This window comes from Pseudarthrobacter sp. S6 (assembly GCF_050156575.1).
In the GTDB taxonomy this organism is placed as follows: domain Bacteria; phylum Actinomycetota; class Actinomycetes; order Actinomycetales; family Micrococcaceae; genus Arthrobacter.
Genome location: NZ_CP189581.1, coordinates 270,828 through 286,385 on the forward strand (window position 1 = coordinate 270,828; position 15,558 = coordinate 286,385).

Consider the following 15,558-nt stretch of genomic DNA (forward strand, 5'->3'; position numbering starts at 1 on the left):
AGCACCGCTATGCGCCGCCGGCGGTGCAAGCGGCGCGGGGAGTCCCCGCTTCTTCTGTAGATTGGATCCATGCCGATGAATGCCGCGCTCGAAGGGATCTCCGACGAGGTCCAGGCCACCCACGCCCACACCGGATCGTGGGTGGCTGCGGTGCTGCGTTCGCGTATCTCGGCCGGCAAAATCGCCCCTGGAACGAAGCTCTCCGAGCAGAAGCTTTCCGAGGTCCTGGGCGTCTCACGGAATACGCTGCGGGAGGCTTTCACGGTCCTCGCCGGTGAGTCCGTGGTGCAGCGCATTCCCAATCGCGGCGTGTTCGTGTCCGCGCCCCAGGCCGAGGATGTCCGTGAAATCTACCGGGTCCGCCGGCTGATCGAGCCGGCGGCCGTGCTGTGGGGGGAATGCCCCGCACAGACCCTGGATGCCCTCGATGCCATCATCGACCGGGCCCGCGCCGCCCTGAGCGCGGGGGCCGTGACGGAGATGGCCGATGCCAATCAGGACCTGCACAAGGCGCTGGTGGCGCTCTCCGGGAGTGCGTCAGTAGATGAACTTATGGACAAGGTCCTCGCCCAGATGCGGCTGGTTTTCCACGCCATGGCAACCACGTCGGACTTCCACAGCCAGTACGTGGAACGCAACGCCGCCCTCGTAGCGCTGCTGCACGCCGGCCGCCGGGAAGAGGCCGCGGCAGAGTTGCGCCTGTACCTGGATGTTGCCGAGCACGAACTGCTGGCGCAAATCGGAGCCCAGTAGCCTACGGCACCTGATACGAGGTGTCCCGTGCGTCCGTAATCAGCATGTGCCCCGGGGCATGGCCAATGGCCAGTGCCGGCCGGGACTCCATCACGGCGGCCTGCGGTGTCACCCCGCACGCCCAGAAGACCGGGATGTGCCCGTCCGGGATCCGAACCGGGTCGCCGAAGTCCGGGAGGCCCAAATCCGCAATGCCCAGTTCGGCGGGGTTGCCCACATGGACCGGCGCACCGTGCACGGCCGGATAGCGGGAAGTGATGCGGACGGCGTCGGCCACCTGGGAGGCCGGAACGGGCCGCATGGAGACCACCAAAGGGCCGGCCATTTGTCCGGCCGGTTCGCAGCGGACCGACGTGCGGTACATGGGCACGTTCACTCCCTGGTCGATATGGGCCACCCGGATGCCGTTGTCCTGGAGAGCGGATTCGAAGGTGAAGCTGCAGCCCACAATGAATGTCACGAGGTCATCGCGCCAGTGGTCCGTGATGTCGGTTGGCTCGTCGACCTTCCGGCCCTCCCGGTACACCACGTACTTGGGCACATCGGTGCGGATATCCCCTCCGGCCAGCAGCGCACCGGAGGTCGCGCCGGCGTCCAGCACGCCCAGGACGGGGCAGGGCTTGGGGTTGCGCTGCGCGAACAGCAGAACATCGAAAGCCTGCGCCTTGGGCACGATGATCAGGTTGGCCTGCGCGTAACCGCTGCTCCAGCCGGAGGTGGGCGTCACGAGACCGCCGCGGAACAGGGCCCTCGCCTCCGCCGGGAGCAGCCCCGCCGGGTTTGCGGGATGGCCGACGGTGGACGGCACGTTCACCTCACGTAGTTTCATGGGTTCTAGGCCCACAGCTTGGCCAGGCTGGTCAGGGAGCTGTAGCCAAGGAACAAGGTCAGCAGCCAGGCCACGATGCCAATGACAAGCAGGCCCTTGGGGTAGACGTAGCCCTGCATGAGGTCCCGGCGGCGCCAGGCCACCCAGAGCAGCACTCCGAAACCGACGGGGAGGATGAGGCCGTTGAAGGCACCCGCGAAGATGAGGAGCTGCTGCGGGGCCTGGCCGATCAGCAGGTAGGCCACGGTGCAGAAACCGATGAAGCCGACGGTGATCAGGGATCGGGTGCGGGCTTTGGTGCCGGACTTCGTCACGAAGGAGACCGAGGTGTACGCCGCGCCGATCACGGAGGTGATGGAGGCAGCCCACAGGATGACACCGAAGACCCGCATGCCGATATCTCCCGCTGCGGCCTGGAACGCGGAGGCGGCCAGGTTGCTGCCGGTCAGGGCCACACCGCCGGCGACGACGCCGAAGATGGCCAGGAAGAGCAGGATGCGCATGACGCAGGTGACCAGGATCCCCACGATCGAGCTCTGTGTGATTTGTTTGACGTTTTCAACGCCGGTGACGCCGGTGTCCAGCATACGGTGGGCACCCGCATACGTGATGTAGCCGCCGATCGTTCCGCCGATGAGGGTTGTGATGACCAGGAAGTCGACCTTCTCGGGCATCACAGTGTTCTTGAGGGCCTCACCCAGCGGCGGCGCGGAAACCACTGCCACATACAGCGTCATCAGGATCATCAGGGCACCGAGGATCACCACGATCCGGTCGAGGGCCACGCCGGCCCTCTTGCTGAGGAAGATCAGGATCGCCAGGACGGCAGACACGGCCCCGCCGATTTTGGGATCCAGGCCCATCATGGCGTTGGTGCCGAGCCCGGTTCCGGCGATATTGCCGATGTTGAAGACGATCCCACCCGCAAAGACGAGCGCGGCGAGGAACCAGCCGACGCCGGGAAGGACCTTGTTGCCGAGCTCTTGGGCCCGCAGGCCGGAGACGCCGATGATCCGCCAGACGTTCGCCTGTACGGCAATGTCGACCAGGATGGAGACCAGGATCGCGAAGGCGAAGGCGGCGCCGAGCTGGACGGTGAAGGCTGTGGTCTGGGTGATGAACCCCGGGCCGATGGCACTGGTGGCCATGAGGAACATGGCGCCCAGCAGGGCGGAACGCCGGGCGGCCGGTTTGAGGGCGGCCTTGACGGGGGTGGTTTCCATGGGGGTCCCAACAGTTGGGTGACTGGCGTCACAACGATTGTCTCCCGCAACTGTACCGACTGTTGAACAATCTGCGCAAGGAATTGTTCAACAATTTTAAAGACACTGTTCCGGTCCCGGTGAACTGCTCGGCCCTGGGGGTAAGGTCGCTCAGTCGCCGTGGACGGCGCGCTGCTTCTCCTCCGAATTATTCAGGTAGGCCAGCAGCAGGTCCCCGGCGCGGTCCAGTTGGCCGGCCTCCAGGGCGTTGAAGATTTCCTCGTTATCGTCGAGGTAGCTGCGGTAGAAGTGCGCATCCACGGTGGCCTTGTGAAAGAACAGCCGCATCTCGGCCAGCACCTGGGCCATGATCGAATTGAGGCGCCGGCTCTCGGCCAGCGCCACGATGGCCCCGTGGAAATGCTGGTTCGCGCTACCGAGGGCCTCCTCGTCGTCCGCTGCCGCCGCGGCCCTGCCTTCCTCCACAGCCGCGCGGACAGCGGCCACCCGCTCGGGGCTTCCGCCGCCGCGGATCGCGGTCACCTCGATGAACCGGCGCACGGTGTAGACGTCATGGATCTCGCCCGGCCCCAGGGTCGCGACGAACACGCCCCGGTTGGGATGCCGGATCACCAGCCGCTCGGCCGCGAGCTCGGCAAAGGCCTCGCGGATGGTGTTGCGGGAAACGCCCAGCTCCTCGGAGATGGTCGATTCGGTCAGCCGCTCGCCCGGCAGCAGCAGCCCCTCCGCCAGCTGCAGCCGCAGCTCGGCCGCGACCCGGTCCGCCACGGAGGGGGTGGCCACCCGCAGGCGGGCCGCCGGCCCCAGGGTCGCGCTGGCCTTGCCGGAGGCCTTGCTGCTTCCGGCGGGGGCTGAGCCGGGAATGCCAGGGAATCCTGAGTCGGCGATCGTCATAGATGCGAATCTACACGATCGTCACATCGTGGAATTGTTGAACAATTCCAGGATTTGGTGCATCCTAGATAGAGGAACTTCATGAGACGAGGATCACAAATGGCAACCATCGACCTGAACAGCGACGTCGGCGAATCCTACGGACGCTGGAGCCTGGGAGACGACACGGCGATGTTCCGCTCGGTTTCCAGCGCGAACGTGGCCTGCGGATTCCATGCCGGCGACCCCAGCGTGATCCGGAAGACCTGCCGCGAGGCGGTGGCCGCCGGCGTCGTGATCGGCGCCCACGTAGGCTACCGCGACCTCGCAGGTTTCGGCCGCCGCTTCCTGGACATCGACCCGCTCGAACTCGCGGACGACGTCGTCTACCAGATCGGCGCGCTGCAGGCCCTGGCCGCCGCAGAAGGCGGCAAGGTGACCTACGTCAAGCCGCACGGCGGCCTGTACAACGCGATCGTGGCGCACACCGCGCAGGCGAAAGCCGTCGTCGACGCCGTAAAATCCGTCGACCCTAACCTGCCCATCCTGGGCCTGCCAGGCTCGGAAGTGCTCCGCCTGGCCGAGGCCGCCGGGCTCCGCGCCGTAACCGAGGGCTTCGCGGACCGGGCCTATAACCCGGACGGCACCCTCGTGTCCCGCACGCTGCCCGGGGCGGTCCTGCACGACCACGCGGAGGTCACGGAGCATGTCCTCCGGATGGCCTCCGATTCCGCCGTCCGCACCATTGACGGCTCCATCCTGAAGATCCGCGCAGAGAGCATCTGCGTGCACGGCGACTCCCCGGGAGCCGTCACGATGGCCGCCGCAGTCCGCGAGGCCCTGACCGCCGCCGGCATCGGCACGGCCGCATTCGCCCACGCCTAAGCGACGCGGATCCAGACCAAAGCACCGGCAACGATGAAGGTAGCTGATGATTGAGACAGCGGGGGAAACCCTGGCAGTACAAAAAGCGGCAGTACAAAAAGTCCGTTCTGTGCGGGCGGTGGGAACCCGCGCGGTGCTCGCCGAGCTCACCGGAACCCAGGACGTGCTGGCACTGCAGGCGCTGCTTCTGGAGAACCCGCTGCCGGGCCAGCTGGACGTCCTCGCCGCGGCCGAGACGGTGCTGGTCACGGCGGACTCGCCGGTCTCGGCCCGGCGGATCGCCGCGCGGCTTATCCGGTTCGACCTCATCGCGCCTGTGCAGCGGGACGGCGGGCTGGTGGTCATCGACACCGTGTACGACGGCGAGGACCTCGCCGAGGTGGGGGAGCTCACCGGCCTCGGAACCGAGGGCGTTATCGCAGCCCACACCGGGCAGATCTGGACCGTTGCCTTCGCCGGCTTCGCCCCCGGCTTCGGCTACATGGTGGGGGAGAACCAGGCCCTCGAGGTGCCGCGGCGCAGCTCGCCGCGCACCGCCGTCCCCGCCGGATCGGTGGCGCTGGCGGGCAACTACTCCGCCGTGTACCCGCGACGCTCGCCCGGCGGCTGGCAGCTGATCGGCCGCACCGGCGCCGCCATGTGGGACCTGGACCGGGAGCAGCCCGCCCTGGCCGCCCCCGGCCACCGCGTCCAGTTCCGAGAGGTCCGGGACGCCGTGTCGCTGGCCCCGGGACGCCCCGCCGAGGTTGCTGCTTCCGACATGACGTCTGGCCTGCGGGTCGTTTCGCCGGGCCTGCAGAGCCTGATCCAGGATCTCGGCCGGTACGGCCACTCCGGCCTGGGCGTCTCCGCCGCCGGCGCGCTGGACCGGGCGTCGCTGCGCCGGGCCAACCGCCTCGTCGGAAACGCGCCGTCGGCCGCCGCCATCGAAACCGTTGCGGGAGGCCTCGCGGTGCAGGCAGTCGGGGACCAGGTCCTCGCCGTCGCCGGTGCCCCCTCGGACCTGACCATCGCGTCGCCGTCCGGGGATGACCTCGAGCCGGCCTGGCGCACCGTCCCGATCGCCACCCCCTTCGCCCTGCTCGACGGCGAAACGCTGACCATTGGCGCGCCGCAGAGCGGTTTCCGCAGCTACCTCGCCGTCCGCGGCGGCGTGGACACCGCCCCGGTGCTCGGCAGCCGCTCCACCGACACCATGTCCGGGATTGGCCCGGCACCGCTGGCTGCCGGCCAGCTCTTCGCCGCCGGCGGGGAGACCGAATCCGGCGTCGTCGGGCACCCGGAACTGCAGCCCGACTTCCCGGGCGCCGGCGTCACCGTGCTCGACGTCGTTCCCGGCCCGCGCGCCGACTGGTTCGACGCCGCAGCGCTGGCGTCCTGCTGCGGCCAGGACTGGGAAGTGAAACCGCAGTCCAACCGCGTCGGCATGCGCCTGCAGGGAACCCCGCTGCAGCGCACCCGCCAAGGCGAACTTGCCAGCGAGGGCACCGTCGCCGGCGCCCTGCAGGTCCCGCCTGAAGGGCTCCCCGTGCTCTTCCTGGCGGACCACCCGATCACCGGCGGCTATCCGGTGATCGCCGTGGTGGTCGACTCCCAGCTGGACCTCGCAGCCCAGGTCCCGATCGGCGGTACGATCCGCTTCCGCTGGGCGGACGCCAGCACCACCGAACACACCACCCCGAAGAAGAAGTGAGTAACTGATGCGCAAGGTCCTGATCGCCAACCGCGGTGAAATCGCCGTCCGGATCGCCCGGGCCTGCAACGACGCGCAGCTGGCCTCCGTCGCCGTCTACGCGGACATCGACGCCGACGCCCTGCACGTCTCCGACGCGGACGAGGCCTACGCCCTGGGCGGCAACTCGCCCGCGGACACCTACCTGAACATCCCCAAGCTCCTCGCCGCCGCGGCCGAATCCGGCGCCGATGCCCTCCACCCGGGCTACGGCTTCCTGTCCGAGAACGCCGGCTTTGCGCAAGCAGTCCTGGACGCCGGCCTGACCTGGATCGGACCCGCCCCGGCGTCCATCCTCCAGCTGGGCAACAAGATCACGGCGCGCGAGATCGCCGTCCGCGCCGGTGCCCCGTTGGTGGCCGGCAGTGACGGCCCGGTGGATTCGGCCGCGGAGGTCCGCAGGTTCGCCGAGGAGCACGGCCTGCCGATTGCCATCAAGGCGGCCTTCGGCGGCGGCCGACGCGGGCTGAAAGTGGTCCGCGAGATGGACCAGATCGAGGAGTCCTTCGATTCCGCGGTCCGTGAAGCGGTGGTGGCCTTCGGCCGCGGCGAGTGCTTTGTGGAGCGCTACCTGGACCGGCCCCGCCATGTGGAGGCCCAGGTCCTGGCGGACCAGCACGGCAACGTGGTGGTGGTGGGCACCCGCGACTGCTCGCTGCAGCGCCGGCACCAGAAACTCGTGGAGGAGGCCCCGCACCCTTTCTGACCGAAGAGCAGACCCAACGACGCCGCCAAGGCAGTGTGCCGCGAAGCCTCTTATTCGGGGGCCGGGACGGTGGAGTTCCTGGTGGCCGCCGACGGTACCGTCGCGTTCCTCGAGGTGAACACGCGCCTGCAGGTGGAGCACCCCATCACCGAGGAGACCACCGGCGTGGACCTGGTCCAGGAGCAGTTCCGGATTGCCGCAGGTGAGCGGCTGCGCTTTACCGCCGATCCCACGCCGTCCGGCCACTCGTTTGAATTCCGGCTCAACGCCGAGGACGTGGGCCGGGGCTTCCTTCCGTCGCCCGGCACCATTGCCACCTTCAGCGGCCCGACAGGTCCCGGCATCCGGCTGGACTCCGGGGTCCGCTCCGGCTCCGTCGTGGCGCCGCAGTTCGATTCCCTGCTGGCCAAGCTGATCGTCACCGGAGCCGACCGCCAGCAGGCACTGCGGCGGGCCCGCCGCGCCCTCGCGGAAATGGAGATCACCGGCGTGGCCACCGTCCTGCCGTTCCACCGGGCCGTTGTTCGGGCGCCGGACTTCACGTCCGAAACCGCGCTGGGCATCCACACGCGCTGGATCGAGACTGACTTCGTGGATTCCATCGCGGCGGATCCGGAGTTCGGCACGTCCGTTCCGGACGGTGAGCGACGCACGATTACCGTCGATATCGACGGCCGGCGCCTCGCCGTCGGCCTTCCCGCTGACCTGCTGGATGGCTGGGCGCGCTCCGGTGCGGGCGTCCCGGCCGGGGTCTACCTTGATGGTGCTGGTCTGGATGGTGCTGCCGCCGGAGAGGCGGATTCCGGCGAGCTGCGCGCGGACATGGCCGGGACTGTGGTGAAGTGGCTCGTCGAGCCGGGCGCCGAGGTGTCGGCGGGCGACGCCGTCGTGGTTCTTGAGGCGATGAAGATGGAGACCCAGGTGACCGCGCACCGCGCCGGTACGCTGACCGGGATCCGCGCAGACGCCGGCGCCGTTGTGAGCGCCGGGGCTGTGCTGGCGATGATCGGCTGAGCCGTTCGGGCCTGGCTTCAGCAGGAAGGCCCGGCAGGAGGAATGCGCTGCCCTGGTCACAATGGGTGGCGTCGATTCGACAGCGGTCGCCCGGGGTGTTTCGCTGCGGGACTCTGATAGTCTTCAGTCATCCACGGGCCTCCCGGTCGCCTTTTGACCGGTTGTAGATAACGAGTGGGAGCTCGCGATTTATCGCGAATGATTGGGAGCCTTTAATGCATCTGACGCCACGCGAAAGCGAAAAACTGATGATCGTGGTTGCTGCCGACCTCGCACGACGGCGGCAAAAGCGCGGACTCAAGCTCAACCATCCGGAATCCATCGCGATTCTTACGTATGAGCTGGTCGAGGGCGCCCGTGACGGACGCCGGGTCGCGGACCTCATGAGCTACGGCACCACCATCCTGACCAGGGACGATGTCATGGAAGGTGTCGCCGACATGATCCATGACGTCCAGGTCGAAGCGACGTTCCCGGACGGCACCAAGCTCGTCACCGTCCACAACCCCATCCGCTAGGCGAAGGAGAACCCCCATGAAACCCGGCGAATACATCCTCCGCCCGGAGCCCATCACGTGCAATGCGGGCCTCATTCCCCGCTCCCTCCCCGTGATCAATCGCGGTGACCGCCCCATCCAGGTGGGGTCCCACTATCATTTCTTCGAGGTGAACGACGCCCTCGAGTTCGACCGGGATGCGGCGCACGGTTTCCGGCTGGACATCCCCGCGGGTACGGCGGTGCGGTTCGAACCCGGGGATGAAAAGACTGTCAACCTGCTCGCGTTCTCGGGCGATCGTGCAGTCTACGGATTCCGGAACCGGATCAACGGCCCGCTCGAGCCGAGCCGCGGCCTGATCTCCCTTCAGGATGACACCAAATGAGTTTCGAGCTGAGCCGCAAACAGTACTCGGACCTCTACGGCCCCACCACGGGCGACGCCGTCCGCCTGGCCGACACAGATCTGTTCCTCGAGATTGAACACGACCACACCAACTACGGTGAGGAAGTCGTGTTCGGCGGCGGCAAGGTCATCCGCGACGGTATGGGCCAGAACGGCCAGCTGGTCCGGGACGAAGACATCCCGGACACCGTGATCACCAACGTGATCGTGCTTGATTACTCCGGCATCTACAAGGCCGATGTGGCCCTGCGCGACGGGCACATCTTCAGGATCGGCAAGGCCGGCAACCCCCAGATTTCCCAGGGCGTGAGCATCACCATCGGCGTCGCCACGGATATCATCGCGGGCGAAGGCAAGATCCTCACCGCCGGCGGCATTGACACACACGTGCACTTCGTGAGTCCGGATCAGGTCCCGGTGGCCCTGGCGTCGGGGATCACCACGCTGATCGGCGGTGGCACCGGCCCGAGTGAAGGGACCAAGGCCACCACCGTGACGCCGGGCGCCTGGCACATTTCGCGCATGCTTCAGGCCGTGGAGAACCTGCCGATCAATATCGGCCTGCTCGGCAAAGGCCACGCCAGCGCAATCGAGCCGCTCGCGGAGCAGATCCGGGCCGGCGCCATCGGGCTGAAGGTGCACGAGGACTGGGGCTCCACCACGTCCTCGATCGACATGTCGCTGCGGGTTGCCGATGAGTATGACGTGCAGGTGGCCATCCACTCCGACACCCTCAACGAGTGCGGCTTCGTCGAAGACACCATCCGGGCCATCGATGGCCGCGTCATCCACACGTTCCACACCGAAGGCGCCGGCGGCGGGCATGCCCCGGACATCATCAAGATCGCGGCGCTGCCCAACGTCCTGCCGGCGTCGACCAATCCCACCCTGCCGTACACGGTCAACACCATCGACGAACACCTCGACATGCTGATGGTCTGCCACCACCTGAGCCCGGACATCCCCGAGGATGTGGCCTTCGCCGATTCGCGGATCCGCAAGGAGACCATCGCCGCGGAGGATGTGCTGCACGACATGGGCATCTTCTCCATCACCAGTTCCGATTCCCAGGCCATGGGCCGGGTGGGCGAGGTGGTCCTGCGGACCTGGCAGGTGGCGGACGCCATGAAGCGCCAACGCGGAAAGCTCGACGGCGATCCCGAGGTGGGAGACAACTTCCGGCTCAAGCGCTACGTGGCCAAATACACGATCAACCCGGCGATCGCCCACGGCATCGCGGACTCGGTCGGCAGCATCGAGGAGGGCAAATTCGCCGACCTCGTGCTCTGGGACCCGATGTTCTTCGGCGTCAAGCCCGAACTCGTGCTCAAAGGCGGGCAAGCGGTCATGAGCGTTATGGGGGATCCCAACGCCTCGATCCCCACCCCGCAGCCACGCACACTGCGCGGCAACTTCGGGGCACTCGGCACCGCGGTACACACCTCTTCGATCACGTTCCTTTCCCAGGCCGCCATTGCTGCCGGAGTCCCTGAACAGCTGGGCCTGCGCCGCGTGATCCGGCCAGTGAGCGGGATCCGAGCCCTCACCAAGGCAGACATGAAACACAACGGCGCGACACCGGATATCGGGGTCGACCCGGAAACCTACTCGGTGACTGTCGACGGCGAGCCGATCACGGCGGAGCCCTCGACGGTACTGCCCATGGCGCAGCGCTACTTCCTCTTTTAGACACATATCCCTAAGGGGGCATATATGATCATCGACCACATCATCGCCAACCGGCACGATCTCCCCGACGGCGAGCTGGCCGGCCTCCACGAGGAGCAGGTCCTGCTGCCGAGCGCGGAACTCGTCAAAAAAATCCAGCGCGTGACCACGGACCACGGGCGTGAGCTGGGCATCCGGCTCAGCGATGCCGCGGGCCCGGTGCAGGATCTCCGCGACGGCGACATCCTGTTCCGCGACCGCAAAACGGTCATCGTGGTGACTGCCCTGGCAACGGACGTTCTTGTTATTGCCGCACGCAGCATCCGTGAAATGGGGGTCGTGGCGCACAACCTCGGCAACCGCCACATGCAGGCGCAGTTCTTCGACGCCGACAGTGAATATGCCGCCGAGGTGATGGTGGTGCAGTACGACCACACGATCGAGGACTACCTGATCCACGTTGGCGTGCCGTACTCGCGCCAGGAACGTGTGGTGCCCGTGCCGTTCCGCCATGCCGAACACACCCACTGAGCGCGTGAACGAACCGCCGCCGTACCTGCTGCCGCTGTTGCAGCTCTCTGACTCCGCGCTCCCCACCGGCGGGTTCAGCCATTCCTTCGGGATGGAGACGTTCCTGGAACGCGGGCTCATCGACGGCGAAGCGAGCTTCGCCAGCTGGCTGAGCCAGTTTGTGAGCATCCAACTGACCTACAGTGACGGATTCGCCCTGCGCCTGGCGTTCGAGGCGTCCACCGTGGACGAGATTGCCAGGGTCGACCGGATGATCGCCGCGGCGGCACTGCCCCGGGAGGTCCGCGAAGCAGGGACCAAGATGGGCGCACGGATGCTGGCCATCGCCGGAACCGTGGCGCCGGGTACACAGCTCGCGGACTACGCGGCCGACGTCGGATCGGGGCGTTGTGCCGGGCATCCAGCTGTCGCGTTCGGTGTTGCCGGCCGGCAGCTGGGCGTCCCGCTGGAGGAATTGCTGGCAAGCTACCTCTTCACGGCGGTCACGTCCCTGACCCAAAATGCCATCCGCGCCATCCCCATCGGGCAGGATGCCGGGCAGCGTGTCCTGCTGGGAACGCATCCGAAGATCATGGACGCAGTCCGCCGGATCCAGGCACTCGATGCCGACGACTTCGGAATCACGGCCCCCGGCCTCGAAATCGCCCAGATGCGCCACGAACGCCAGCGCGTCCGCATGTTTATGTCTTAGCAGTCCGCGGTTCGCCGCACCCAATAGGTAGCAAGGAGCACCATGAAACTCATCAAAATCGGCGTGGGCGGACCTGTCGGCGCAGGCAAGACCCAGCTTGTGGAACGCCTGACCCGCCACCTCAGCGCCGAGATTTCGATGGCCGCGATCACCAACGACATCTACACCATCGAGGACGCCAAGATCCTCGCGGCCAACGGGATCCTGCCCCTGGACCGCATCATCGGAATCGAAACCGGCGGCTGCCCGCACACGGCCATCCGCGAGGACACGTCGATGAATTCGGCCGCTGTGGGGGAGTTGCGGCTGCGCCACCCCGGCCTCGAAGTCGTCTTCATAGAAAGCGGGGGAGACAACCTCTCTGCCACGTTCAGCCCGGAGCTCGTGGACTTCTCGATCTACATCATCGATGTGGCGCAGGGCGAGAAAATTCCGCGCAAGGCCGGCCAGGGCATGATCAAGTCCGACTTCTTCATCATCAACAAAAAGGACCTGGCCCCGTATGTGGGGGCTGACCTCTCCGTGATGGAGGCTGACACGCTCGAGTTCCGCGGCGACAAGCCGTACTGCTTCACCAACCTCAAAACCGACGAAGGCCTGGAGCACGTCATCAACTGGATCAGGCGCGACGTGCTCATGCTTGATCTCCGCCAGTGACGGTTGCGCCTGCGGCCGAACTCCCGGTGCGCCGCGCCGCCGTCGAACTCGCCGGTACGCTCGCGCTCACCGTGGGTGTGCGGGGCGAGCGCTGCATCGCCACCAGCCAGTACCACCAGGGGGCGCTGCGTATTCTCCGCCCACACTACCTCGATGACACCGGCCAGGTCTGCTACGTGGCGGTCAATCCCGGGGGCGGGTACGTCGGTGGCGACGAGTATGAAATCGACATCGCCGTGGAAGCAGGGGCCCGGCTCCTGCTGACCACGCAGTCAGCGACGAAGGTCTACCGCACGCCCGGGAATCGGGCCGAGCAGCGCACACACATCCGGCTCGGCCCCAACGCGAGCCTGGAATCTGTGCCGGACCCGCTGATCGCCTACCGCGGCGCAACCTACCGGCAGGCCACTGTGGTTGAGATGGATGGCAGCGCCTCGCTGGTGATGGCCGAGATCGTCACCCCGGGCTGGTCGCCGGACGGCGCCCTGTTCGGTTATGACGAGATCCGTCTGCGGAACGAGATCTCGGTCAACGGGCGCCTGGCGGTGCTGGACAACCTGCTGATCCGCCCGCTGACCGGTGCCGCCCCGCTGGACGGCATGGCTTTCCTCGAGGACTACACCCACGTCGGTTCCCTCCTGGTCATGGATCCCCGTGTGGACGCTGCGCTGCTGAACGAGCTGCATGAGGAGCTGCTGCCATTGGTCGGCGCGTGCAACCTGGGCATGTCACTGCTTGACGGCGGCCTGGCCATCCGGGCCCTGGCCCGCGCCACCGAGCCGCTGGACGCAGTCATCCGCGCCGGCATCGACTTCCTGCGCTTCCGCTGGCACGGCCAGCCCCGCCTTAACCTTCGAAAGTACTAAATGAAAGCGGTCTTGAACCACCACGAGCGGGAAGCCCTCCCGACGGCCCGCCGCTTGGCGGTGACGTTCGCGGCTGTCGCCGCCCTTCACGTGGTGATGCTCGCGCTGCTGGCCGATTCCCTGCGGACAAACCAAAACACTGTGGTGCTCGGCCTACTCATCACCGCTTACCTTGCCGGTGTGAAGCACAGCTACGACTGGGACCACATTGCGGCGATTGACAACTCCACCCGCCGCTTCGCGGCCCAGGGCCGCAGCCCCGTCAGCGTGGGCTTCGCCTTCAGCATGGGCCACAGCATGGTGGTTGTGCTTGCCGGGGTACTGGTGGTCAGCGGTGCCGGCATCATTCAGGACGCACTTAGTGACGGATCGTCCGCGAACATGGTTTTGAGTATTACCGGGGCATCCGTCTCGGGCCTGTTCCTGCTGACCATCGGCGTTTACAACGCCGACGCGTTCCGACGTACCGCCCTGTTGTACCGCCGGGTCAAGGACGGTGCCACCGTCACCCGCGAGGAATTGGCCCCGACCGGTCTGGTGGCCCGCCTGCTCGACAAGCCGCTCTCCCGGGTTAACCGCCCGCGCGACATTTTTGTCCTGGGGTTCCTTTTCGGCCTCGGCTTCGACACGGCCTCGACCATCGCGTTCCTGCTCCTCACGGCGACGGCCGCCCTGGCTGGCATCTCGCCGGTCGCGCTGATGGCCCTGCCCTTCGGCTTCATGGCGGCGATGACGCTGTGCGATACGGTGAACGGCGTCGCCATGATGAAGATGTACCGAAGCGCCGTTGTGGACCCCCGGCGCCGTATCGGCTTCAACATGGTCATCACCGGTGTGTCCGCAGCCTCTGCCCTCTTCATCTCGGTCATCACCATCGCCGGCGTACTGCACGCGATGCTCGGACTCACCGACCCGGTGACCACGTTCCTGGCCGAGCTCGAACTGGGCCACGCCGGGCTGGTCCTCGTGGCGCTGTTGCTGTTTATCTGGGCGGCGTATACCTGGGTCCGCCGCCCCGGCGGATCCGCCTCAGCCACAACGGGCGCAAACCCGCAGGGATAGGGCCCGACGGCGGGATCACGGCTTGGTCCCGCCAGCGGGACCGTTGGGCCGCGCTACTCGGCTGATGGCCGTTGCCGTTGCCGTTTCGTCGCCGACCGCTGTTCCTTGGCGGCGAGGCGACGGCGGTTCGAACCCCGGGTAGGTCTGGTCGCCCGGCGCTTGGGGCCTTCGGGTGCCAGGCCTTCTGCCACCAGCTCGGTGAGCTTGGCCAGGGCGGTCTCGCGGTTGCGCAGTTGGGAGCGCTGTTCGGAGGAGGCCACGGTGATGATTCCGGTAACGAGGCGTGGTCCCAGACGTCTCAGCAGCATCTGCCGTTGGTCATCCGAAAGGGCGGCGGAGCCGGCGATGTTCCAGGAGAGTTCGGCGCGGCTGTCCGTCGTGTTGACGTGCTGACCGCCTGGCCCGGACGAGCGCGAGAACCGCCAGCGCAGCTCCGACGCGGGAATCGTGAGCGCGGGTGACACCTCCAGATCCATGCAACCAGCGTTGCACACTATGGGCGTGATCCACGCCGTCCAGGCCCGGCCCCGACGCAGTTGGGCGCACGCTCTTAAACCTGGTGTTGGTAGATGTCGCGCCGGTGGCCCATGGCGACGACCAAGACGATCAGCTGTGCGTCCCGGATCTCGTAGATGATCCGGTAGTCGCCGGTACGGACACGCCAGTCGCCGCTGTTTCCGGAGAGCTTCTTGGCTCCTGGGGGACGCGGCGTCGCGGCGAGCAGTTCGATGGCGGCTTGGATGCGTCGGCGTGCGTCGGGCGGAAGCTTGCGCAACTGCCTGACAGCGGCCGGAGCAAGCTGCACGGCATAGCTCACGCCAGGCCCAGTTCCGCCTTGACTTCCTCCCAAGGCACGGGGCCGTTGCCCGTCTCGGCCATTTCGTTCCGCGCAGAGTTCGCCGCGCGGAGATCCTCCAGGTCCTCGGCAGCCTCGATCAAGCGGGCGAGATCCTCGGCGTCGATCAAAGCGGCCACGCGGCGTCCCCGGCGTAGCAGGTACACCGGTTCATGATTCACCCGCGCGGTATCGACCGCTTCCGAAAGCCGGCTGCGTGCGTCGGTCACAGTCATCTCACTCATGACTGTATTTTAGTCCCAATCCGCCGAAACGTACATAAGCGCTACTAGGGCGAAAATGACCCTCCGCCACGCCCGTCGGGTGCAGC

At 67.0% G+C, this 15,558-nt stretch carries 17 protein-coding genes and 1 pseudogene; 12 read left to right on the forward strand and 6 right to left on the reverse strand.

The features are described from left to right. The first annotated feature begins 69 nt into the window (after nt 1–69). The gene (locus ACQCS0_RS01390) at nt 70–753 is read left to right on the forward strand and encodes a GntR family transcriptional regulator (protein WP_185262108.1); all 684 of its coding nucleotides are present in this window, start codon (nt 70–72) and stop codon (nt 751–753) included. A 1-nt stretch (nt 754) separates the two neighbouring features. Here ACQCS0_RS01390 and ACQCS0_RS01395 read toward each other — a convergent pair whose 3' ends face one another. From ACQCS0_RS01395 to ACQCS0_RS01405, 3 genes are all read right to left on the reverse strand, one after another. Beyond that, nucleotides 755–1,582, reverse strand: a complete 828-nt coding sequence (locus tag ACQCS0_RS01395) for a putative hydro-lyase (protein WP_354155942.1) — start codon at nt 1,580–1,582, stop codon at nt 755–757. A gap of 5 nt (nt 1,583–1,587) precedes the next feature. Next, nucleotides 1,588–2,805, reverse strand: coding sequence for an NRAMP family divalent metal transporter (locus ACQCS0_RS01400; protein ID WP_354155943.1), 1,218 nt, complete (start codon nt 2,803–2,805; stop codon nt 1,588–1,590). Between the two features lie 150 nt (nt 2,806–2,955). Further along, nucleotides 2,956–3,699 carry a GntR family transcriptional regulator gene (locus tag ACQCS0_RS01405; protein ID WP_354155944.1) on the reverse strand — a complete coding sequence of 248 codons (744 nt, stop codon included), beginning with the start codon at nt 3,697–3,699 and terminating at the stop codon, nt 2,956–2,958. A 99-nt stretch (nt 3,700–3,798) separates the two neighbouring features. Between ACQCS0_RS01405 and ACQCS0_RS01410 the strand changes: the two genes are divergently transcribed. The 11 genes and pseudogenes from ACQCS0_RS01410 (at nt 3,799) to ACQCS0_RS01460 (ending at nt 14,392) form a co-directional block, all read left to right on the forward strand. After that, nucleotides 3,799–4,563, forward strand: coding sequence for a 5-oxoprolinase subunit PxpA (locus ACQCS0_RS01410; protein WP_354155945.1), 765 nt, complete (start codon nt 3,799–3,801; stop codon nt 4,561–4,563). Between the two features lie 46 nt (nt 4,564–4,609). Further along, nucleotides 4,610–6,256 (forward strand): 5-oxoprolinase/urea amidolyase family protein, encoded by a 1,647-nt coding sequence (locus tag ACQCS0_RS01415; protein WP_354155946.1) that lies wholly within the window; start codon nt 4,610–4,612, stop codon nt 6,254–6,256. Nucleotides 6,257–6,263: 7 nt separating this feature from the next. Continuing rightward, nucleotides 6,264–8,015, forward strand: a pseudogene (locus ACQCS0_RS01420) (acetyl/propionyl/methylcrotonyl-CoA carboxylase subunit alpha). Nucleotides 8,016–8,230: 215 nt separating this feature from the next. Beyond that, nucleotides 8,231–8,533, forward strand: coding sequence for an urease subunit gamma (locus ACQCS0_RS01425; protein ID WP_104060294.1), 303 nt, complete (start codon nt 8,231–8,233; stop codon nt 8,531–8,533). Between the two features lie 16 nt (nt 8,534–8,549). Beyond that, the gene (locus ACQCS0_RS01430; RefSeq protein ID WP_354155947.1) at nt 8,550–8,897 is read left to right on the forward strand and encodes an urease subunit beta; all 348 of its coding nucleotides are present in this window, start codon (nt 8,550–8,552) and stop codon (nt 8,895–8,897) included. Continuing rightward, the gene (gene ureC, locus ACQCS0_RS01435; RefSeq protein ID WP_354155948.1) at nt 8,894–10,606 is read left to right on the forward strand and encodes an urease subunit alpha; all 1,713 of its coding nucleotides are present in this window, start codon (nt 8,894–8,896) and stop codon (nt 10,604–10,606) included. Before ACQCS0_RS01430 ends, ureC begins: the two co-directional genes overlap by 4 nt. A gap of 24 nt (nt 10,607–10,630) precedes the next feature. Then, complete coding sequence (gene ureE / locus ACQCS0_RS01440) at nt 10,631–11,116, forward strand: urease accessory protein UreE (RefSeq protein ID WP_354155949.1); 486 nt, start codon at nt 10,631–10,633, stop codon at nt 11,114–11,116. Continuing rightward, entirely contained in the window at nt 11,097–11,807 is a 711-nt protein-coding gene (locus ACQCS0_RS01445; protein WP_354155950.1) for an urease accessory protein UreF, read from the forward strand. Before ureE ends, ACQCS0_RS01445 begins: the two co-directional genes overlap by 20 nt. Nucleotides 11,808–11,849: 42 nt before the next feature. Further along, complete coding sequence (gene ureG, locus ACQCS0_RS01450; protein WP_354155951.1) at nt 11,850–12,464, forward strand: urease accessory protein UreG; 615 nt, start codon at nt 11,850–11,852, stop codon at nt 12,462–12,464. Then, nucleotides 12,461–13,330: an urease accessory protein UreD gene (locus tag ACQCS0_RS01455; protein WP_354155952.1), complete on the forward strand. Its 870-nt coding sequence runs from the start codon at nt 12,461–12,463 to the stop codon at nt 13,328–13,330. Before ureG ends, ACQCS0_RS01455 begins: the two co-directional genes overlap by 4 nt. After that, nucleotides 13,331–14,392: a nickel transporter gene (locus ACQCS0_RS01460; RefSeq protein ID WP_354155953.1), complete on the forward strand. Its 1,062-nt coding sequence runs from the start codon at nt 13,331–13,333 to the stop codon at nt 14,390–14,392. A gap of 53 nt (nt 14,393–14,445) precedes the next feature. On the opposite strand, the gene arfB is transcribed toward ACQCS0_RS01460, so the two are convergent. The 3 genes from arfB to ACQCS0_RS01475 all read right to left on the reverse strand — a co-directional run bounded on the left by arfB (nt 14,446) and on the right by ACQCS0_RS01475 (nt 15,472). After that, a complete protein-coding gene (arfB, locus tag ACQCS0_RS01465) occupies nt 14,446–14,868 on the reverse strand; it encodes an alternative ribosome rescue aminoacyl-tRNA hydrolase ArfB (RefSeq protein ID WP_354155954.1) in 423 nt (140 codons plus the stop codon). A gap of 74 nt (nt 14,869–14,942) precedes the next feature. Then, nucleotides 14,943–15,209 (reverse strand): type II toxin-antitoxin system RelE/ParE family toxin, encoded by a 267-nt coding sequence (locus ACQCS0_RS01470; protein WP_354155955.1) that lies wholly within the window; start codon nt 15,207–15,209, stop codon nt 14,943–14,945. After that, on the reverse strand, nt 15,206–15,472 hold the full coding sequence (locus ACQCS0_RS01475) for a type II toxin-antitoxin system Phd/YefM family antitoxin (protein ID WP_354155956.1): 267 nt from the start codon (nt 15,470–15,472) through the stop codon (nt 15,206–15,208). The genes ACQCS0_RS01470 and ACQCS0_RS01475 overlap by 4 nt, the downstream gene beginning before the upstream one ends. Between the last annotated feature and the right edge of the window lie 86 nt (nt 15,473–15,558).

What these genes read in the sequence shown, in the direction of transcription:
- ACQCS0_RS01390 (WP_185262108.1), top strand. Translation starts at nt 70, where the DNA reads ATGCCGATGAATGCCGCGCTCGAAGGGATCTCCGACGAGGTCCAGGCC.
- ACQCS0_RS01395 (WP_354155942.1), bottom strand. Translation starts at nt 1,582, where the DNA reads ATGAAACTACGTGAGGTGAACGTGCCGTCCACCGTCGGCCATCCCGCA.
- ACQCS0_RS01400 (WP_354155943.1), bottom strand. Translation starts at nt 2,805, where the DNA reads ATGGAAACCACCCCCGTCAAGGCCGCCCTCAAACCGGCCGCCCGGCGT.
- ACQCS0_RS01405 (WP_354155944.1), bottom strand. Translation starts at nt 3,699, where the DNA reads ATGACGATCGCCGACTCAGGATTCCCTGGCATTCCCGGCTCAGCCCCC.
- ACQCS0_RS01410 (WP_354155945.1), top strand. Translation starts at nt 3,799, where the DNA reads ATGGCAACCATCGACCTGAACAGCGACGTCGGCGAATCCTACGGACGC.
- ACQCS0_RS01415 (WP_354155946.1), top strand. Translation starts at nt 4,610, where the DNA reads ATGATTGAGACAGCGGGGGAAACCCTGGCAGTACAAAAAGCGGCAGTA.
- ACQCS0_RS01425 (WP_104060294.1), top strand. Translation starts at nt 8,231, where the DNA reads ATGCATCTGACGCCACGCGAAAGCGAAAAACTGATGATCGTGGTTGCT.
- ACQCS0_RS01430 (WP_354155947.1), top strand. Translation starts at nt 8,550, where the DNA reads ATGAAACCCGGCGAATACATCCTCCGCCCGGAGCCCATCACGTGCAAT.
- ureC (WP_354155948.1), top strand. Translation starts at nt 8,894, where the DNA reads ATGAGTTTCGAGCTGAGCCGCAAACAGTACTCGGACCTCTACGGCCCC.
- ureE (WP_354155949.1), top strand. Translation starts at nt 10,631, where the DNA reads ATGATCATCGACCACATCATCGCCAACCGGCACGATCTCCCCGACGGC.
- ACQCS0_RS01445 (WP_354155950.1), top strand. Translation starts at nt 11,097, where the DNA reads ATGCCGAACACACCCACTGAGCGCGTGAACGAACCGCCGCCGTACCTG.
- ureG (WP_354155951.1), top strand. Translation starts at nt 11,850, where the DNA reads ATGAAACTCATCAAAATCGGCGTGGGCGGACCTGTCGGCGCAGGCAAG.
- ACQCS0_RS01460 (WP_354155953.1), top strand. Translation starts at nt 13,331, where the DNA reads ATGAAAGCGGTCTTGAACCACCACGAGCGGGAAGCCCTCCCGACGGCC.
- arfB (WP_354155954.1), bottom strand. Translation starts at nt 14,868, where the DNA reads ATGGATCTGGAGGTGTCACCCGCGCTCACGATTCCCGCGTCGGAGCTG.
- ACQCS0_RS01475 (WP_354155956.1), bottom strand. Translation starts at nt 15,472, where the DNA reads ATGAGTGAGATGACTGTGACCGACGCACGCAGCCGGCTTTCGGAAGCG.